General features: G+C 59.4%; 15 protein-coding genes. 11 read left to right on the top strand and 4 right to left on the bottom strand.

The window, feature by feature from the left end; all coding sequences use genetic code 11:
* Positions 1–160 precede the first annotated feature (160 nt).
* The gene (locus tag C4334_RS12645) at positions 161–2,533 is read right to left on the bottom strand and encodes an FdhF/YdeP family oxidoreductase (protein WP_352432449.1); all 2,373 of its coding nucleotides are present in this window, start codon (positions 2,531–2,533) and stop codon (positions 161–163) included.
* Between the two features lie 485 nt (positions 2,534–3,018).
* Between C4334_RS12645 and C4334_RS12640 the strand changes: the two genes are divergently transcribed.
* Together C4334_RS12640 and fdhD are read left to right on the top strand one after the other, a co-directional pair.
* Positions 3,019–4,287 (top strand): L-lactate MFS transporter, encoded by a 1,269-nt coding sequence (locus tag C4334_RS12640; protein ID WP_352432447.1) that lies wholly within the window; start codon positions 3,019–3,021, stop codon positions 4,285–4,287.
* A gap of 312 nt (positions 4,288–4,599) precedes the next feature.
* Positions 4,600–5,553: a formate dehydrogenase accessory sulfurtransferase FdhD gene (gene fdhD / locus C4334_RS12635; RefSeq protein ID WP_352432446.1), complete on the top strand. Its 954-nt coding sequence runs from the start codon at positions 4,600–4,602 to the stop codon at positions 5,551–5,553.
* Between the two features lie 245 nt (positions 5,554–5,798).
* Here the strand turns inward: fdhD and C4334_RS12630 are convergent, their stop codons facing one another.
* The gene (locus C4334_RS12630; RefSeq protein WP_352432445.1) at positions 5,799–7,115 is read right to left on the bottom strand and encodes an MFS transporter; all 1,317 of its coding nucleotides are present in this window, start codon (positions 7,113–7,115) and stop codon (positions 5,799–5,801) included.
* Positions 7,116–7,646: 531 nt separating this feature from the next.
* On the opposite strand from C4334_RS12630, the gene C4334_RS12625 reads away from it, so the two are divergent.
* The 9 genes from C4334_RS12625 (at position 7,647) to C4334_RS12585 (ending at position 16,111) form a co-directional block, all read left to right on the top strand.
* Positions 7,647–8,117, top strand: a complete 471-nt coding sequence (locus tag C4334_RS12625; RefSeq protein WP_352432444.1) for a universal stress protein — start codon at positions 7,647–7,649, stop codon at positions 8,115–8,117.
* 247 nt (positions 8,118–8,364) lie between these two features.
* A complete protein-coding gene (locus C4334_RS12620) occupies positions 8,365–8,790 on the top strand; it encodes a pyridoxamine 5'-phosphate oxidase family protein (RefSeq protein ID WP_352432443.1) in 426 nt (141 codons plus the stop codon).
* 22 nt (positions 8,791–8,812) lie between these two features.
* Positions 8,813–9,955 carry an NAD(P)/FAD-dependent oxidoreductase gene (locus C4334_RS12615; RefSeq protein ID WP_352432442.1) on the top strand — a complete coding sequence of 381 codons (1,143 nt, stop codon included), beginning with the start codon at positions 8,813–8,815 and terminating at the stop codon, positions 9,953–9,955.
* A gap of 380 nt (positions 9,956–10,335) precedes the next feature.
* Entirely contained in the window at positions 10,336–10,797 is a 462-nt protein-coding gene (locus C4334_RS12610) for a pyridoxamine 5'-phosphate oxidase family protein (RefSeq protein ID WP_352432441.1), read from the top strand.
* Positions 10,798–10,941: 144 nt separating this feature from the next.
* Positions 10,942–12,009 carry an MFS transporter gene (locus C4334_RS12605; RefSeq protein WP_352432440.1) on the top strand — a complete coding sequence of 356 codons (1,068 nt, stop codon included), beginning with the start codon at positions 10,942–10,944 and terminating at the stop codon, positions 12,007–12,009.
* Positions 12,010–12,036: 27 nt separating this feature from the next.
* Positions 12,037–14,262, top strand: a complete 2,226-nt coding sequence (locus C4334_RS12600) for a molybdopterin oxidoreductase family protein (RefSeq protein ID WP_352432439.1) — start codon at positions 12,037–12,039, stop codon at positions 14,260–14,262.
* 185 nt (positions 14,263–14,447) lie between these two features.
* On the top strand, positions 14,448–15,071 hold the full coding sequence (locus tag C4334_RS12595) for a 4Fe-4S dicluster domain-containing protein (protein ID WP_352432438.1): 624 nt from the start codon (positions 14,448–14,450) through the stop codon (positions 15,069–15,071).
* Positions 15,072–15,141: 70 nt separating this feature from the next.
* Entirely contained in the window at positions 15,142–15,750 is a 609-nt protein-coding gene (locus C4334_RS12590) for a QcrA and Rieske domain-containing protein (protein WP_352432437.1), read from the top strand.
* A gap of 22 nt (positions 15,751–15,772) precedes the next feature.
* On the top strand, positions 15,773–16,111 hold the full coding sequence (locus tag C4334_RS12585) for a hypothetical protein (protein WP_352432436.1): 339 nt from the start codon (positions 15,773–15,775) through the stop codon (positions 16,109–16,111).
* A gap of 219 nt (positions 16,112–16,330) precedes the next feature.
* On the opposite strand, the gene C4334_RS12580 is transcribed toward C4334_RS12585, so the two are convergent.
* Together C4334_RS12580 and tnpA are read right to left on the bottom strand one after the other, a co-directional pair.
* Positions 16,331–18,709 carry a phosphoketolase family protein gene (locus tag C4334_RS12580; protein ID WP_352432435.1) on the bottom strand — a complete coding sequence of 793 codons (2,379 nt, stop codon included), beginning with the start codon at positions 18,707–18,709 and terminating at the stop codon, positions 16,331–16,333.
* A gap of 121 nt (positions 18,710–18,830) precedes the next feature.
* The gene (gene tnpA / locus C4334_RS12575) at positions 18,831–19,226 is read right to left on the bottom strand and encodes an IS200/IS605 family transposase (RefSeq protein ID WP_352432448.1); all 396 of its coding nucleotides are present in this window, start codon (positions 19,224–19,226) and stop codon (positions 18,831–18,833) included.
* Positions 19,227–19,291 lie beyond the last annotated feature (65 nt).

The following is a 19,291-nucleotide window of genomic DNA, read 5'->3' as shown; positions in this document are numbered from 1 at the left end:
CACGACCGCGAGTCGTAGGGGGAAGGTGTGAGTAACTTCAAGAGAAGGGTTTATTCCGTTTGCGTTGATCGCCTCCTAATGCAACAGCGCGAACCGACTTGAGAGAAGAATTTGCCGAGTTCTCTGTTATAGCGCCCTAAGAGCGTGCCTCGCCTGCCTTTCACGGGTTCAGCACCGCTTCGGCACGGACCCCTTCGCTCCGCGACCCGGTCTGCCCGCTTGCGGGTTGCAATCGCGCTACGACCTCTTTGTAGGCCGGTATTTTTGCCAGCGGCGAACGGCTCGTTGGATCAACCAACACGTTGCCCTCCGGCCAGTAGATTTGCAGCGTCCCTTGCAACACGGGCGCGGCAAATGCCCGTCCGCGAAAAGCGCCGTGCTCGTTGACCAACTCGACGGCTGCCCCCTCGCTCAATCCCAAGCGCGCTAAATCGTCCGGATTGATCAGCACGGCATCGCGCGGCAACTCGTTGATCGGGTCCACATCTTCGTGGACGATGCTGTTGAATTGCTTGCCGCGCCGCGTGACGACGATGAACGCGTCGCCGACTTCGCTTGCGTGTGCAGCGACGGCCAGCGCTTTGAAGTGTGCTTTGCCATCGGGCGTCGGGAATTTCCACCCAGCGCACAGCAGTTCGCCGCCATATTGGAAGCTCGCACCCGGTTGCCGTAGGTTGCGGATCTCGGCATAGGCTGGGATCGCGCGCGCGATCTCTTCGCGTATTGCCGCCGTGTCGGCGAAAGTCAACCGGTCGGCCCACTCAGGACGCACGCGCCGCGCCAACTCCATGTAGACCTCCCACTCGGGACGCGCTTCGCCGATTCTCGGCCCGGGGATCTCTGGACTGAGGATGACGCGCCGCTCGGTGCTCGTCTCCGTCACGCCGCCCGGCATCTCGTAGCGCGTGGCAGCCGGAAGCAGGATCACCGTCTCGTTCGGCTCAAAGAGCATCTGCGGAGCGAGCACGATGTCGAAATGGACGCGCAGCGGAATGTTCTCCAAAGCGCGCACGACCATCTCGGGATCGGGCATCACTTCGTTGAAGCTGCCACCGACCGAGAAGAGCACGTCAATTTTGCCTTCGAGCGCAGCGTCGAGCATCTCGGGCATCGTCAAACCGGGCCGGTCCGGCACGGGAAAGCCCCAAAGCGCGCTGAACTTCTGCGCGTTCTCGGCGTTGATCGGCAGCCCGCCCGGAAAGACGGTCGCATACGCGCCCATTTCGGCTCCGCCCTGCACGCCCGAATGGCCGCGAATCGGCATCAGCCCGCACCCCTTGCGCCCAACGAAGCCTTTGAGCAGCGCGAGGTTGATGATCGCGTGAACGTTGTCTTCGCCGCAGACGTGTTGCGTGATGCCCATGCCCCAGATGAAGACCCCGGTGCGCGCCTGTCCGATCATCTCGGCCAGCGCCGCCATTTCGTCGCGCGACGCGCCGCTTTCGCGTTCAAGCATCTCCCACGGCATGGCGGCCACTTGGCGAGCGAACTCCTCGAACCCGACCGTGTGCTCTTCGACGAAGCGCAGGTCCACCCAATCGCCATCAGCGTTTTTGGTCCAGCCGTGCTCGGCGATCTGAATGCCATCGTGGGCGAGCATATGCTTGGCGACGCCGAGCAGAAACGGGATGTCGCCGCCCGGTTTGATCTGGAAGAAGCGATCGGTCATCTTGGTCCCAAAGAGCGCGCTCTCCGGGTCCGATGGCACGTAATAGATATCCATTGCCGGCTCACGGTAGGGGTTGACGACCGCCACTTTGGTTCCGGCCTTCTTCGCGTAGAAGAGATATTTCATCGCCACCGGCTGGTTGTTGGCGATGTTGGAGCCGAAGAAGATGATCAAATCCGTGCCGATGAGATCGCGGTACGAACAGGTCGTGGCGGCTACGCCCAAGGCCGATTTGAGCGCAAAAGTGCTCGGCGAATGGCAGACGCGCGCGGCGTTGTCTACGTTGTTGGTGCCGATGGCGCGGACCATCTTTTGAAAGGTGTAATAGTTTTCGTTCGGTTCGCCGCGACTGGTCATGTAAAAGTAGGTGCGGTTCGGCTCGGTCTGTTTGATCCGATCAGCGATCGTCGCCAGCGCTTCATCCCACGAGATGCGGCGGAAGCCGCGTTCGCCGCGACGACGGATGAGCGGATAGGGAAGTCGACCAAGCGCGCGCAGGTCGCGCGAGCGCAACGGACGAAGCTTTTCGACATCTTCGAGCGCGCGCACATCTATGGCGGGCATGGTGTTCAACCGCAGCAAGCGCAGACGTATGTTGCACAAGTGAATGTTCTCCATGGTCCAGTCGTGCATGCCGCGCGTGCCGAGCGCACAACCATCGCATGTGCCCTGCTCGAGGATGCGCCAAGCGTAATCGAGATTGTCGCGGTTCTCCCAAAGGGCGCGAAAGACTTCGCCGAGGTTATGCGTCTGTCTGAGCGGCACGCGACTGGCCCACAACTCCGGCTGCCAACCACGCTTGGGCGGACGAACAGGCGCAATCGGCGACGGCGCGCGCAAAGCTTCGCGCCCAAACGTCCACATCGCCCGCACGAGCGTCCACAATGAACTCTTTCGACCGTTTTCGGATCCCATCTTCAGTTGCTCCTCCGGTAAACTTGGTTTCGGCGATCAGCGACTGTTCGCGTTGGCAACAACGAGATCAATCCCGACGCTAGCTCTCCTTCGGCGAGCAAGCGCCGCTCTCGGACCAGCGCTGTGGCCCGATTTGGACTCAAATTTTCCCTGGCTGTATTTTTCCGACCAGCTCAAATTCTACACTCCCATTGAGCCTTTTTGACAAGCGTTTTTTATTTACCGACTCGCCTGATCGCGCCGGTCCAGTCAGGTGCAAGGTACTTTGGGACTTGTGCGATGAGTTCATTGATTTATTTCTCCTGCATCTGCTAAAATGCCCGAACATATTCGCAAGCGGTTCCAAGGGCGAAAGCGGTCTAAAAATCGGGGGAGCGGTCTCCCCATCATCATCCTTTGTTTATCCGTTCGACAAAAGGAGGGACATTTAGGAGATGAACGAACGAGCCGAAACTTTCGCCGCCAACGTTCCCAACCACTGGAGAATCGCTGCCGCTGGCGTGGTCATGCAACTGGCTCTCGGAGCCGTCTACGCTTGGAGCGTTTCTCGCGAACCGCTGGTCAAATCCTTTGGCTGGTCGATCTCGCAAGTGACGCTGACCTTTTCGATCAGCATCTTTGTGCTCGGCTTCGCCGCGTTCCTCGGCGGGCTGTGGATGCGCCGCGCCGGTCCGCGCGTGGTCGGGATGACGGCAGGCGTCGTCTATGGCATCGGCGTCGCCGCCGCCAGCCTCTCGGCGAACAAATTGTGGGTGCTTTACTTGAGTTACGGCCTGTTGGGAGGAATCGGTCTCGGACTAGGCTATATCGTACCGGTCGCCACCTTGGTCAAGTGGTTCCCCGACAAACGTGGACTCATCACGGGGCTAGCCGTGGCCGGTTTCGGTGCGGGAGCGCTGGTGACGGCACCCGTGGCGACGCGACTGATCCAATCGTTCGGGCCGCTAACGACCTTTGCTGTTCTCGGCATCACTTACCTCGTGCTGGTCGTCGGTGCTGCCTCCATGATGAGCAACCCGCCGGAGGGTTATCGCCCACCCGGCTGGGAGCCCAGCGCAGCACAACAAGCACAGCGCGCCAAGCGCGACTTCTCGCTCAGCGAAGCTTTGCGCACGTGGCAGTGGTATGCGTTGTGGGCTGTGCTCTTCTTGAACGTTAGCGCGGGGATCGCGATCCTGTCTCAAGCCGCCCCAATGGCACAAGAGATCACCGGCGTAAGCGCGCTTGCCGCCGCAGGCTTAGTCGGAATCATTTCGATCGCCAACGGTGCAGGACGCATCCTCTGGTCGTGGTTATCAGACGCGATCGAAAGAAGGCAGGTCTTCCTGATCATGTATCTCTTGCAGGCGGTGATCTTCTTCTTGCTCCCGCAAACACGCAGTTTTTCGGTCTTTACTCTTCTGTGCGCCGTCGTGTTGCTTTGCTACGGCGGCGGCTTCGGGACCATGCCGGCCTTTGCAACCGACTATTTCGGTCCGAAAGAGGTTGGCTCAATCTACGGTCTGATGCTCACGGCGTGGTCTTTTGCTGGCGTCTTCGGACCGTTGCTCATCGCTAGAGTGCGCGAAGCGACCGGCAGTTACACCAACGCGCTGTACATTCTGGGAGCCACGCTGCTCGTCGCCAGTCTGCTGCCCTTCGCGCTCAGGCCGCCACGGACCGAAGTCGATGAAAGTCTGAAAGCAGCGCCGGCTAGAGGCTAAAGTCTAGCGCGCTTGCAACGAGCGGCAGCGACGGAGCGCGAAAAGCCTCGTCGGTTTCGCCTATAGCCACAAGCGCATCGAGTCTCTGTCATGGCGACGCGAAGGTCTTCGAAGTCAGGGTTCGATGTGCCGCCGCTCATTGAAGGCCATCATGGCGACGCGCTGCGATGCGCGACTGAACGGTGACATCCGATTCGACGCCGATTTGGCTTGCAAGACCATTGAAGCCGAACCGGGGAATCCGAGTGCGAGCTGGCGGCGTAAATGCAGCAGCCGATTTAGGTCGAAGAGAGGCGCTGGACGGCAAGGTTTATGAGCAGAGACGAAAAGAACGAACCGGGCGCAGCGGATCCAGAGCTGTGGTTCGACCCACCGCACACTGAACGGAGCGCGCTTCCCGCGACGCGAGTTCGCATCCTTGAAGTCCGTCAAGGGCAAGCGCGCTTTCGCCAAGACGAAGTCGCCACCGAAGAGCCGATGGAGATCCGTCTGCTCGTTCGCAATGCTGCTGGCTGGAAGCGCCACTCGATTTCGATCACCATGCGCACGCCGGGACAGGACTTCGAGTTGGCAGCAGGCTTTCTTCTCACCGAGGGCGTGATCACCGATCGTCAAGCCATCGAGCGGATCACTTACTGCGTCGATCCAGACGAACGCCAGCGGCAGAACATCGTCAACGTCTATTTGAGCGCCGAAGTCTCGTTCGATCTGACGAAGCTGACGCGCCACGTTTACACCAGTTCAAGCTGCGGCATCTGCGGCAAAGCCTCGCTCGAACTGGTACGCGCCGTCTGCCCGCGCAGACCCGTAGGCGAGGCGCTCTTCACGCCGGAATACTTCCTCGCCCTTCCCGCAGCGCAACGCCAAGCACAGCGCCTCTTTTCGCGCACTGGCGGGCTACATGCCACAGCCCTTTTCGACGCGCAAGGGCGCTTGAAGCTGTTGCGCGAAGACGTCGGGCGACACAACGCCATGGACAAACTCATCGGCGCGCTTCTTCTACAGGACGGGTTGCCCGCTTCGAACACGACAGTGCTCGTCAGCGGGCGGGCCAGTTTCGAACTGGTCCAGAAAGCGCTGATGGCGGGCATCCCTACGCTCGCCGCCGTCGGCGCGCCGAGCAGTCTAGCGATCGAACTTGCGCGTGAGTTCGGCATGACGCTCGTCGGCTTCTTGCGCGACGACCGCTTCAACGTCTACGCGGGTGGAGAGCGGGTGCGTTCACCGCACCCGCCGTCCCCTGCGCGCGATCATCGCGAGGGATAACCAAGTGCTTGAGTTGTGTATGACATAGAAAGCTCTGGCATCTGCTGTCACCATCGCTAATTCTATCCGGTTGTGCGCAGCGAGTCTTTTCTGGACGGTCAGAACGCGCGCCCGTACATCGGGTTGATGCTGGACCGAATTTTGCGCAGCAGTTTCATCGCTGCCGCCAGCTCGCGCATGAAGAAGTTGTGATCGCGGCGCAACGCTTCGATCGTTTCGCGCGTCTAAGGACCGACCGCAGGTCGTCAGCGAGTGTGAGTTTCGCTTTCGCCCTTCTGTCTCGACACTTGCGTCTTCGCTGGCGGGCTTTTTCGGGCGGCTTCATCGCGGCTCATGATGACGAAGCGATTGATCGCAAAGCAACCGAGCGCAAAGAGCGAGAGCAGGATGAAGCCCAAAGCGTAGCTGCCCGTAGCGTCGCGAATCAGCCCGAGCGCGAGCGGCGGGAAGAATCCGCCGAGTCCGCCGAAAGCGCCGACCAATCCCGTTACTGTTCCTGTCTCTTCCGGAAAATATTGCGGCACGAGTTTGAAGACCGCGCCGTTGCCCAGTCCCAAAAGGGATGCAGCGCCCAAAGCGCCAATAGTGAAGATCGGCATCCACTGCGTGCTCATCAACAGGCCCATCAGCGCGAGCAGTGCGAAGACGAAAAAGAGCACGCGCGCGCCGCCATAGCGGTCGGAGAAGAGACCGCCGACCGGACGCATCAACGTCGCGAGGATGACGAAGCCAGCCGTGCGTGCTCCGGCATCAGTGGGAGCAAGGGCGAACTCTTCACGCAGTAGCGTCGGCAGATAGATCGAGAGCGCGACGAACCCGCCAAAAGTCAGGAAGTAGAAGAGGGCCAAGACCCAAGCGAGAGGCGAACGCTGCAGCATGAGCAAGTTCTCGGCGAGCGTCTGCCGTCTAGCGGCTGTAACAGCGTCGCGCGCAAACAGGTAAAAGAACACAGCCCACAGCAGCGACACGACAGCGAAGACCGAGAAGATCGGGCGCCAGTCTCCGAAGTAAAGCGCAAGCGCGGGAGCACCGAAGACGGCGAGCGATTGACCGATGTTGCCCATACCGTAGATGCCGAGCGCGAAGCCCTGCCGTTCAGGCGGAAACCATTTCGAGATGAAGCCGACGCCTACGGGAAAGGTCGTGCCGGCAATTCCCAAGAAGAAGCCGAACAAGAGAAGCTGCGCGTAACTGTTTGAGAATCCCAGCCCTAAGGCCGGAAGCGCCGAAAGAGCGAGCAGCGCGGTGAAGATCCTTCGCCCACCGAAGCGATCGGCGAGCACGCCCGCAGGCAATCGGCCCAGCGAGCCGAGTAGGACTGGAACGGCGATCAGCAAACTCTTCTGCGTCGCTGAAAGTTTGTAGGTTTGGGTGAACATCGGGGCGAGCGCGGCAACAAGCCCCCACACGGCGAAGGAGATAGCGAATGCAGTCGTTGAAAGGAACAAGGCACGAGCCGCACCGGAATCGAAAGCGTCCGTTACTGGAGCTTTCCCACCATATTTGACCTTCTCCCCGCCCGAGCTTAGAAGGTTCAAGTAACGACTGAAAGCGTTGGTCATTGAAGCTCCCCCCCAAAAATCCATGTTCGACTGAAATCAAAGGGGCGCGGCGGTCGCGAGCGCGCCTTCGCCCAATCAATTGGGCGAGGGACGATTCTCAAAACGAACTCCGAGAAAGAGTTCGAGCAACCCTTATGCCGTGACTTCGGTTGAAACGCTTTTCGCCTGAACGCAACGCTTTGGCCAGCGGCTTTTTTCGCACGCCGGAGTGCGCCCTCCGCCCGCCCAAGACGCGGCTTTGAACGAGCGTTCCGCACAGGTCTTCAAGCGCGACCATTGACGCTTGGTGCGCGAATTCGCGCAGTGCGGGTGGGTAACTTCGCCGCCTTCGGTTCACTGCATGTGGGTCTGGCGCGCGCTCCTCTTCCCCGCTAACTTTTGCCACGCGCTGGACTTACCGAGAAGATCGGGCGGCGCGAGCGAAGCGCTTCAAGCGTTGGCACGTTTCGTGCTCTCAGGTTGAGATGGGACACGCTGGAGAAAGAAAAAAGAAAAACGACCGCGCTGCAAGCTTTTCAAGAAAGAAGGACGATGCAGATGAGACTGCTGCTTGCTGTTGATGGATCAGAAGCGAGCGATGCCGCCGTTGATGAGGTCGCGCGTCGAGCGCTTCCTGAAGGGAGCGAGATCGAGATCGTCTCAGTCTACGAATCGCCCTACGCGATGCTGGCCGAACCGTGGATGTCGGCGGAGGTCGATTACGACGTGATCGAAAAGGCGGAGCGCGAGCGCGCGCGCCGCGTCGTTGAAGATGCTGCCGCCAAGCTTCGTGCTGGACCAGTGAGCCAGCAATCCAAGATCACGACCAAAGTGCTCAAGGGACAGCCCAAACGAGCGATCGTCGAGGAAGCGGAAGCTTTCGGCGCTGATTTGATCGTCATAGGCTCGCATGGCCGTGGATCGGTGGAGAGATTTCTGCTCGGTTCGGTCTCGCAGGCTGTGGCGATGCACGCGCCATGCTCAGTTGAGATCGTCCGCCGACGAAAAGCGAGACGAAACTGATGTTTCCAAAAACGCAAAGGCGCCTCGACTTTGAGAAGCCGAGGAGGCCGATTACGTAAAGATGACATGGGGCGAGGCGCGCGCTTAGAGGCACCAGCCGCAAGTTAGATGACGGCCGCTCTAAAGGCGAAGCCCGTTTGACTTTCACAGGAACGCGACAGCCTTTTGTGAGGGCGAACTTCGTCGGTTTGTCGTGAAAGCGCGAGGATTTCTTTTTACCGGAAGCGTGGTGCGCTGAGAGACGCAATTGATCACCAAATTGAACGAAGAGGAAGCGCAAGAGATATTGCGGCGCAACGGTTTGGCGAGACTTGGCTGCATCGCCGACGGTCGTCCTTACGTCGTGCCGGTCAATTATCTTTACGACGGCGAAGCGATCTACATCCATTCTCTCCCGGGGCGCAAGATCGCGGCGCTGCGTCGCAATCCGCAAGCCTGCTTGCAAGTCGACGAGATCGACGCGGAACGAGACTGGCGGAGCGTCATCGCCTTCGGGCGATACGAGGAGATCGCCGACGAACAACGCCGCGCTTACTATCTGAAGCAATTGCTCAGACGCTTCCCGCACCTGACTCCGGTGGAATCGCGCTTGGTCATCAATGCCGGACCGATCGAGGTGATCTTGTTCGCGATTCGCATTGAAGAAGTGACCGGATTGAAGGAAGAGTGGTGAACGAGCAAAAGGAGCGACGGGGATGGCCGACATTCTGATTCTAGGAGGGGGTTTTGGCGGTGTGGTCGCCGCCGAACGTTTGGCCGAGCGACTCGCGCCGGAGCATCAGATCACGCTCGTGTCGCGCAGCGATCGGTTTGTTTTCTATCCGGCGCTCGTGCGCGTCGCTTTCGGCGACGTTGAGCCGGACGAAGTCTCCTTCGACCTGCGCGAAGCGATGCTCAATCGGCGCGTGCGTTTCATCCGCGCCGAGGTAGTGCGCGTCGATCTCCATCATCGCCTCGTTCGACTCACGCACGGAGAAGTAGACGGCGAACTGAGTTACGATTATCTTCTCATCGCTACCGGTCGAAGGCTCGCCACTGAACGCGTCGCCGGCTTCTTCGAACACGCACACCATTTGCTTTCGGTCAACGCGGCACTTCGGTTCGGCGAAGCCGTGCGTCGTTTTCAAGAAGGGCGCGCTGTGATCGGTTATTGCCCGGGCGCGCGTTTGAGCGTACCCGTTTTTGAGACCGCCTTCGCGCTCGCACGGTATCTAGACGAAAACGGGCGACGCCATCGCGCGCGCCTTACGGTGGTCGTTCCCGAAAAGGCGCGCGACGCGCTCGCGGGCGTCGGCGGCGAGGAGTTCATCGCGCGTTTGCAACGGGCGATGGAAGATCGTGGCGTTGAGCTGCTGCCCGAATTCTCCGTGCAACGCATCGCGGAAGGGCAGGTCTGGGCCGGTCAGAACTCAAAACTGTCGTACGATCTTCTGATGCTCATCCCGCCGTTTGTCGGCTCATCCGTCGGACTGCATCAGGGAGTGGAAGCGACCGATTTCGACGGCTTCATCCGTACCGATCGTTTGATGCGCATCCGCAATGTGGAAAGGGCCTATGCGGTCGGCGACTGCACGAGCTTTCCGGGTCCCAAAATGGGCCACATGGCCGTAAGACAAGCCGAGGTTGCCGCCGCCAACATTTGTGCCGAGATCGAAGGCCGAGAGCCGACGGCACGCTACACACACGAAATTCGGCTCGTCATCGATGCGGGCAGCCAAGATTCGATCTATCTTCAACAAGACTTATGGGAAGACAAAGCGCCCGTGATCAAGCAAGGGCGCTTTTGGAGTTGGGCCAAGCGCGTTCACGAGGTCTACTGGCGCATCGAACATCGCTGAAAGGCTTCGCCATGAGACCGGCTCGAACGAGTCGTCTCTGCCGCAAAAGGCGTCGAAGAAAGAGCCGCTGCGCGAACCGTTTCAGCGAGGCGTCGGTCGTGCGAACCACCGAGAACAGCCGCGGCGCATGAAGAGGCTGTGCGAACCTTTTCGGGGATGCGTTGGCCGTGCGTTCTAAGACGTTTCCGATGCGCACCGACGCACGGCGCTTCGATGCTCTTTTGCCGAAAGCAGTCGGGCGTTCGCCGCGCTGCGCGCAAAGTTTTTCCCTGTTCGAGGCTAGTTCGCAGGCGATCCTTCGAGATCGCTTTTCGCTCGGGAATCGTAATATAGCGACCATTAAGGGAACCATCATCTAGCTTTTCGTAAGGAGAGAGTCTATGCCGGTCGAGATCGAAGAGATGGCGCCACAAGAAGCGCACGCGTTGCTCGCGCGCATCGGATACGGTCATTTGGGTTGCGCGCGCGATGGTCGGCCTTACGTCATTCCGATTCATTATGCCTACGATGAACCGAACATCTACATCTTCACCACGGAGGGGATGAAGACCGAGTACATCGACGCCAATCCACAGGTCTGCCTGCAAGTCGAAGAGGTAAAAGACGCAGCGAACTGGCAAAGCGTCATCGTCATTGGAAAAGCTGAAAGGCTGACGTCGTCCGAGGAGACCGAACGCGCTATGCAATGCATCACCCGGACCAATCCGACTTTGACGCCAGCGATCAGCATCACGTGGGTCGATGTGTGGGGGCGCGCCAACAACATCTGCCTGTATCGCATCGAGCCACGAGTCGTCAGCGGTCGCCAGACGAAACGCGCGCCTGCAATGGGCGAGTCCTGAACTGAAGATCGTCCTGCAGGCGAAATCGTTGCTAACCGTGCGGATGGTCCCGGCTCCGTGATTTAGGTCATCGCGCTTTTTCCGGAAGCGAATTTAACGTCTTGGACGAAGATGTGAGGCGTCATCCTAAAGGATCGAGAGGAGATGAAAGGAGCTGTTCTAGAAGATCGAGGATCGCCAACACGCGATCGCGCGCGGGCGCTGCTCGTGGCGGCCACCGCTTCCGCCACGCTGATGGCGCTCATCTACCTCGGCTCGCGCCGCTTGGAACACTACGACGCGGCGCTCTTCGGTTACACGGTGGCGGGCGTCATCGCTTTCGGCGTGATCATCTTCCGCTACGTAATCTGGCTTCATCGTCCGGCGACGCGGCGCTACTGGCTGCGCGGCTGGCAACTCTTCCTCGATCGGAAGGAGCTCAGACGCAGTCTGCAGAGCATCATCGGAACCGCCTTCGGCAACCTCGTCGCGCAACGATTCATCTTGCGTCGGAGCCGCACGCGGTGGTTGATGCACGCGCTCATCATGTGGGGATGCATCATCTCAGCGGCGATTACATTCCCGCTCGTTTTCGGTTGGATCCATTTCGAACTCGAAGGCGCACGCTCGTATCGCGCCTACCTTTTCGGCTTTTCAACCATTGCTGTGGATGGGCGCTCGACCGTCGGCTGGATGACGTTTCACGCGCTCGATTTCACAGCTATCATGGTGATCGCCGGTTGCGCCATCGCCATCCATCGTCGGTTGCACGATCGCGGGGCGGTCTCGATGCAGCAGTTCGCGCTCGATTTTGCGCCCCATCTTCTCTTGATCGCCATTTCGGTCTCCGGTTTGATGTTGACGGCGTCGAGCCTGTGGTTGGGTGGTTACATGTACTCATTCATCTCGCTCACCCATCAAGCGCTTGTTATCATGACGCTCTTCTATCTGCCCTTTGGCAAATTCTTTCACATCGTGCAGCGACCGGCCTCCATCGGCATCGAGCTATACCAGAACCGCGGCGGGGAAATGTTGCAGGCGCGGTGTGCGCGTTGCGGGACGGAGTTCGTCTCTCAAGCGTGGCTCGACGATCTGGAGGATGTCGTGCGTCGCCTCGGATTCGATTACCGTTTGAAGAACGGACACGCATTGCAAGACTATTGCCCGCGCTGCAAGCGTATCTTGCGCGGACTCGCTTATGCGGCGCTCGTTCAAAGATCCGATAGACGGTGAAAAGCTTCCTCGCGAGGGCGTTGAGACGTGAGTAAGATCGGCGATTTAAGTGAGATCATCCGAGAGTTCGGACCGCATCTACACGATGCGCCGCCCGGGGGCTGGCGTGCCGACCGTCGGATCGAGCGCGCTGTACCAACCCACTGCCCTTATTGCGGTATGCAGTGCGGCCTATACCTGCTCGTCGAACAAGGGCGCGTCGTCGGGTTGGAGCCGCGCTATGATTTCCCGGTCAACGAAGGGCGGCTCTGCCCCAAAGGCGTCACGGCTTATCTACAGGTCCACCATCCGGATCGCTTGCTTCACCCGTTGATCAAGCGCGACGGAAGGTTCGTGCGCGCATCATGGGACGAAGCGCTCGATCTGGTCGCCGCGCGATTTGGCGAGATTCAGTCTCGGCATGGCAAAAATGCCGTCGCCGTCTATTCCGGATCATCGCTGACGACCGAGAAAACCTACTTGATGGGCAAATTCGCGCGCGTCGCTTTAGGCACGCGCTACGTCGATTACAACGGACGGCTATGCATGGTCTCGGCGGCTGCGGCCAATCTCAAAGCCTTCGGAGTCGATCGCGGTTCGGCCAATCCATGGAGCGACATCCCGCTCGCTGAAGTTTTGCTGATCGCTGGCGCAAACTGCGCCGAGACTTTTCCCATACTCAACAAGTTCCTCTGGCAACAGCGAGACAACGGCGGGCGCTGGATCATCGTCGATCCGCGCCAGACGCCGACCGCGCGTCAAGGCGACATCCATCTGCAACTCAAGCCCGGCACAGACGTTGCTCTGGCCAACGGCCTGCTCCACGTCATCGTCGAGGAAGGCTTAGCAGATGACGAGTTCATCGCCAACTGCACGGTCGGATGGGACGAGGTGCTTTCGACGGTCGAGCTCTACACGCCACAAGTGGCATCGGAGATCACGGGCGTACCCGCGGAGAAGATCGCGGCCGCAGCGCGTCTTTACGGGCAAGCGCGCACGGCGATGGTCTTTCACGCGCGCGGCATCGAGCACCATTCGCACGGCGTTAACAACGCGCTCGCCTATATCAATCTCGTGCTGGCAACGGGCAAAATCGGCGCGCCCGGACGCGGTTACGGGACGATCACGGGGCAGGGCAACGGACAGGGCGGACGCGAACACGGCCAGAAGGCGGATCAACTGCCGGGTCAGCGTTCGATCTCCAACCCCGAACATCGCCGCGAGATCTGCGCCGTATGGGGCATCAGCGAAGGGGAGCTGCCGCCAGCGGGCGTGTCGGTCGTCGAGATGTTCGAGCTGATGCGGCGCAGCGAGATCCGCGGCTTGCTTTCGATCTGCAACAACGTCATGGTCAGCCTGCCCGACACAAATGCAGTGCGCCGCACGCTCGAAGGACTCGACTTCTACGTTTGCATAGATTTCTTCATGTCCGAGAGCGCACGCTACGCCGATGTCATTTTGCCGGGGACAGCGTGGAGCGAAGACGAAGGTGTGACGACCAACGGCGAAGGGCGCGTCGTCAAGATCAATCGCGCCAACGATCCGCCTGGCGAAGCGCGCTGCGATTGGTGGATCGTTTGCGAGATCGCGCGCCGCTTGGGACGCGGCCAATACTTTCAATTTCAAACCTCACGCGACATCTTCGAGGAGATACGCCTTGCCTCGCGCGGCGGCAACGCTGATTACTACGGCATGACGTACGAGAAGATCGAGCAGCAAGACGGGATCTTCTGGCCCTGTCCGGCGCTGGATCATCCGGGGACGCCGCGCTTGTTCGAAGACCGTAAGTTCTACCATCCGGATGGACGCGCGCGTTTTCATGCGGTTGAGTACGCGCCGCCCGCCGAAACGCCGGACGAAGAATTCCCCCTTATCCTGACGACAGGGCGCGTCATCTATCAGTACTTGTCGGGTAATCAGACGCGGCGGATCAAGTTCTTGGTGGACCAGTGTCCCGAACCGTACGTTGAGATCCATCCCGAAACGGCGCGTCGGTTAGGCGTCCAAGACGGCGAGCGCGTGCGCGTCCGTTCACGTCGCGGAGAAGGCATCTTTCCGGCGCTCGTTACCGAAACGATCCGGCCCGACACGATCTTCATTCCGTACCACTGGCCGGAGCCGCAGGCGGCCAACCTGCTGACCAATCCGGTGTTGGATCCGGTTTCGAAGATCCCGGAGTTCAAAGCCTGCGCGGCGCGCATAGAGAAGCTTAAAGGAAGCGCTTTGCCGCTCTATGGCGCTCAGCGTCGCGGCGCATCGCAAAGCGAAGCGTAGAAGGCGCCGCGTCGAAAACTTTCGCTCGCGAGAAAGAGCTTCGCGAGACGTGAGTTTCATATCTCGGGTCTTTGAAGAGGAGCGTGCGCACACACGGTCATCGGCTTATGTCTTCGAAAGGCAGCAGACCAGCGCACACTCGGTCTTTGCTGTGAAAATCGAACATTGAACCTTTGGAGAACAGCATGGAAGGGACAATGCTCATCGATCCGCGGCGGTGCATCGGGTGTCGCGCGTGCGTGTCGGCTTGTCGCGAGTGCGGGACGCACAAGGGCCATTCGATGATCTTCGTCGATTATCTCGATCGCGGGCGGAACACAGCGACCCTGCCGACAATCTGCATGCACTGCGTCGAGCCGACCTGCGCGCTCGTCTGTCCGGCGGACGCGATCAAAGTCTCCGAAGATGGCGTGGTGATGACGGCGATGGAGCCGCGCTGCCTCGATTGCCGCAACTGCGTCAACGCTTGTCCGTTCGGTGTGCCGAAGTACAACACAGCAATGCATCTGCAGATGAAGTGCGATCTCTGCTTCGACCGCACGTCGGAAGGGTTGAAGCCGATGTGCGCGAGCGTGTGTCCGACGGGCGCGCTCACATATGGACGTTACGAAGAGATCGTGCCGCGACGGCGCGACGCACGTCCCGTCAACATCCACGTCTTCGGGCGCCAACGCGTCGCGACGCGCGTCTACCTGATGCTGCCGATTGAAGAGGACGAGGTGCGCGTGGACGAGACTGCGGAACTGAGTTTCCACGAATCGTGGCTCGATACGCAGGTCGAAAACGCCGATAAGAGAAACGAGTTTTAGACGAAGCTCGATCGCGCAAATGAGAAGGATCCTCAATAGAAGCTCGATCGCGTAATTGGAGATGATTCCTATGAGAGACAAGGCTACTATGCAGCTGTCGGATGAGACCGAGGTGCGGCGAGCGAGCGCGCCGTATCAGCGCGATTTTCCGTATGAGCGTGAGGAAGAAGCGCAGGTCGCGCGTCGCGAGTTCTGCCGTTTTCTCGGGTTCACGTCGGCAGCGCTCTTTCTGAGCGCCGCCGGCTTCGCGCTGGAGAGTTACCTGAGCGCGCGGCGCGAACAGCCTTTTCAACCACAGCACATCGCAGGCGCAGAGGATCTTGCTCCCGGCGAAGCGCTCAACTTTCGCTATCCGACCGAAAGGGACTCGGCGATCTTGGTCCACGCTGAGGATGGAAGCTTCTACGCCTACGGTCAGAAGTGTACTCATCTATCTTGTCCGGTCTATTACGAACGTGGGCGCGGGCGGCTCGAATGTCCGTGTCACGAGGGCGCATTCGACTTGCAAACGGGGCGCGTCCTCTATGGACCACCGCCGCGCCCACTCGACCGCATCCTGCTCGAAGTCCGCGACGATGGCGTCTGGGCCGTCGGTCGCAAAGCACAAGGCGAAGAGAGCTTCGGCGAGCGGCTGGTCCGTTTGACCGAGGGTCGGCGGCGAAGCGGATGCAAGATGTAATCGCCACGGGAGGGCGCATGCGATGGGCAGAGAAGAGGCAAAAGTGCTGGATCGAAATGCAGCCGACGCTGCGTCGCCTGCTGCGCGAGGTTCGGTGCTTGGAAGAGAGAAAGAGGGGATCGCGCTTAAGTTGCGACCGCGCGCTCAGGTGGGGCGAGCCGCCATTGAGCAGGCACGGCTTGTGTTGCTCATCATGATCAACATCGCTCAACTCTGGACGCTTTCGGCAACCGTGGAAGCATCGCTCGCAGCTCGCTGGCAACTTCTCGTGCCGCTCGTCGCTTCATCCGGCATCTGCGCCCTGATCACCCTCTCGATCCTTCTATGGTGGCGGCCTGACCGCTTCGCGCCGGACCGGTGAAAGAGCGTGCGCCAGCACCTGCAACCGAACACGCTCGGTATCGCGCGCTCGAAGCCAGGCGGAACGAGTCTGCCGATATCACTGCCGAGCAGCGCGTCGTGTACCCGCGCAGGCAAAATCAGCAAAGTTCCGAGTTCACAGGTACCCCTTCCGCGAACTGCCGTTGCACCGCTCGAGAAATATCTGATTAGCCCGAACGCACGGCGGAGGCAACAGCATTTAAGATGCGTAATCCGGATGATCCGTGCCGTGAGCGTAGGCGTAGGCAAGCGCTTCGATCTGCCGATCCTTGATACGGTCTCGATAGTGGCCCGCTCTTGAAGAAAGACTTTCCACTCGATCAATAACATCCATCGCGATGCTGAAACGGTCTATCTGATTGATGATGGCTAGCTGCATCGGCGTCGTGATGCCGCCGCGGCCTTTGAGAAAAGGGGCTAGATAAGTCGCCTCCACGCCGATCTTGCGGTTTTCGCGGTAGCCTCTGACGTGCAGATTCTTGTGGTTCGCCCTCCGATAAGTCAGCCGGTGAATGAGCCATGGATAACCGTGGAAGTTGAAGATGATCGGTTTGTCCTTTGTGAAGTAGGAATCGAACTCTCTGTCGGTGAGCCCATCCGGATGCTCCACGCTTGGCGTGAGAGCGAAGAGGTTGACGACGTTGACGAATCTAACCCGCAGCTCAGGGAAATACTCGCGCAAAACGTCCACGGCGCCCACAGCCTCTTTGGTCGGCACATCGCCGCAACTGGCGATCACTACATCGGGATCACGCTCCGGATGGAGCGAAGCGAAGTCCCATATCCCGATCCCCTTCGTCACATGTCTGAAAGCTTCATCTGCCATCAGATACTGTGGATGACGCTGTTTATCGATGACGATGATGTTGATCCGGTTGCTGGTCTGAAGGGCCCGCCAGACGGTCCACAGAAGCGAGTTCGCATCAGGCGGGAAATATACTCGCACCACATTGGGCCACTTATCGACGATCGAATTGATGAAACCCGGATCCTGATGCGTAAAGCCATTATGGTCTTGTCGCCAAACGACAGAGGTGAGAAGCAGGTTGAGAGAAGGAACAGGCAATCGCCAGTGAACATCGGAAGAGATGTCTAACCATTTGCCGAATTGATTGACCATCGAAGAGATGATCGGCGCAAACCCTTCGTATGTGTTCAACAGCCCATACCGCCCCGTCAAGAGATAACCTTCCAGCCATCCTTCCACCGTGTGCTCCGAAAGATACTCCATCGTGCGACCGAAGGGCGAAAGAAAGCCTTCGTCCTCGTCTTCAGGCAATATTTTGGCCATCCAAGCTTTGCCGAATTCAAAGACCGCATCGAGCCGATTCGATTTCGTCTCATCCGGTCCGAACACGCGGAAAACATTTGGATTAAGCCGGATCACCTCTTTTAGAAAGTTACCCAGCGGCTTGGTGTTCTCCGTCCAAGTCGCGCGCTTTCGTTCCACTTCGACGGAAAAGCTCGCCACAGCGGGCAATCTGAGCGCATACCGCCTGTCCCCGGCGTTCGCCTGAGGGTTGGCGCTCATCCGCTTTTCGCCCTTGGGGGCGAGGGTTTGTAGATCCTCTCTGAGTCTTCCTTCTGCTGTGAACAGCTCCTCGGGCCGATAGCTCCTCAACCACCCTTCAAGAATCCGCAAGCTTTCCGGATCGGCCTTGACCTCGGGCAAAGGCACTTGATGGGCTCGCCAGTGGCCTTCGAGATGCGACTCTTTGATCTTTTTCGGTGCCGTCCAGCCTTTAGGCTCCCGAAGGATGATCATGGGCAGCTTCGCCCGGTGCGCTACGCTTCCCTTTTCTTTCGCCTCTTCGCGCAGCAAATTGATTCGTTCCAACGCCCAATTCATCGCTTCCGCCATGAGACGATGCGCCTCAACATGCTCTGCTGCCGAGACGATCTTCGGCTCGTACCCATATCCTCGAAAAAGAGAGGTGAGCTCTTCATCTTCCACGCGTGCCAGAACCGTCGGATTGTTTATCTTGTAACCGTTGAGCAAGAGCACGGGCAGCACCGCGCCATCTCTGGCCAGATTCAAAAACTTGTTGGAATGCCACGCAGTGGCCAAAGGTCCGGTCTCCGCCTCACCATCGCCGACAACCGTGATGGCGATGAGATCAGGATCGTCGAAAACGGCGCCATAGGCATGTGAGAGACTGTAGCCCAGTTCCCCGCCCTCTTGGATCGAACCGGGAAGCTCCGGCGTGCAGTGGCTGCCGAAACCGCCGGGAAAGGAGAATGATCTGAAGAGCCGTCTCATCCCTTCCTCATCTTGCGTGAATTCAGGATAAAGCTCGCTCAATGTGCCCTCGAGATAGACGGGGGCGATCACGCCGGGCGCACCGTGTCCTGGGCCAGCGATGAAGATGCAATTGAGGTTGTTTTCGACGATGACCCGATTGGCGTGGACGTAAATGAAGCTTAAGCCCGGACTCGCTCCCCAATGGCCCAAGAGCCTGTTCTTTATGTGCTCAGGTCGTAAAGGCTCTTTCAGCAGAGGGTTCTCTTTCAAGTAGATCATGCCTGCTGACAGATAGCAACAGGCCTTCCAGTACTCATTCAAACGTTCGAGATCCATGTCTCGCCTCCACCAAACATATTCCGACTCCCCGCCCCATAGCGCGCAGCCATAAGAGGCTGGGGCAGTTAACGCAAAGTTGAGGTTGCGGCCCAAAGCGCACGGCTTCAAAGCCTGCATTTTAAAGATCGGCGCGGGCGCTTCCCACCCCCTTCAGGGGGTCGGGATGACGCGCGCCGCCTTTGAAGCCTTGTATGCCTACTTTCCCTGGCACTCCTCGATGTCGCGGCGGATGACCTCGGCCGCAGACATTGCCTGCGGTGCCGACGTCATACGCTTGGCTCCAGAGGTGTTCCTTCCCGCACTTCTTCTTCAGGTGTGGGAACCTCGCGCGAAGGTATTTGGAACTGTACCCCTTGAGCAGTCCGGCGATGCTTGCAGCACTGAAGCGCGGAGGAGCCGACACAAAAACATGCACGTGGTCTTCGTCGGTCTCCATGGCGAGGAGCGCGATACCGTGGCGCTCGCAGCACTCCGCGATGAGCCGCTTGGTCTCAGCCTGGACCTCCCCGGTCAGGATGCGCCTTCGATACTTCGGAATCCAGACGAAGTGATAGGCAATGTCATAGTGCGTCTAACGAG

Source organism: Pyrinomonas sp., assembly GCF_040289685.1.
Lineage (GTDB): Bacteria > Acidobacteriota > Blastocatellia > Pyrinomonadales > Pyrinomonadaceae > Pyrinomonas.
This window is presented reverse-complemented; position numbering and strand designations above follow the sequence as displayed.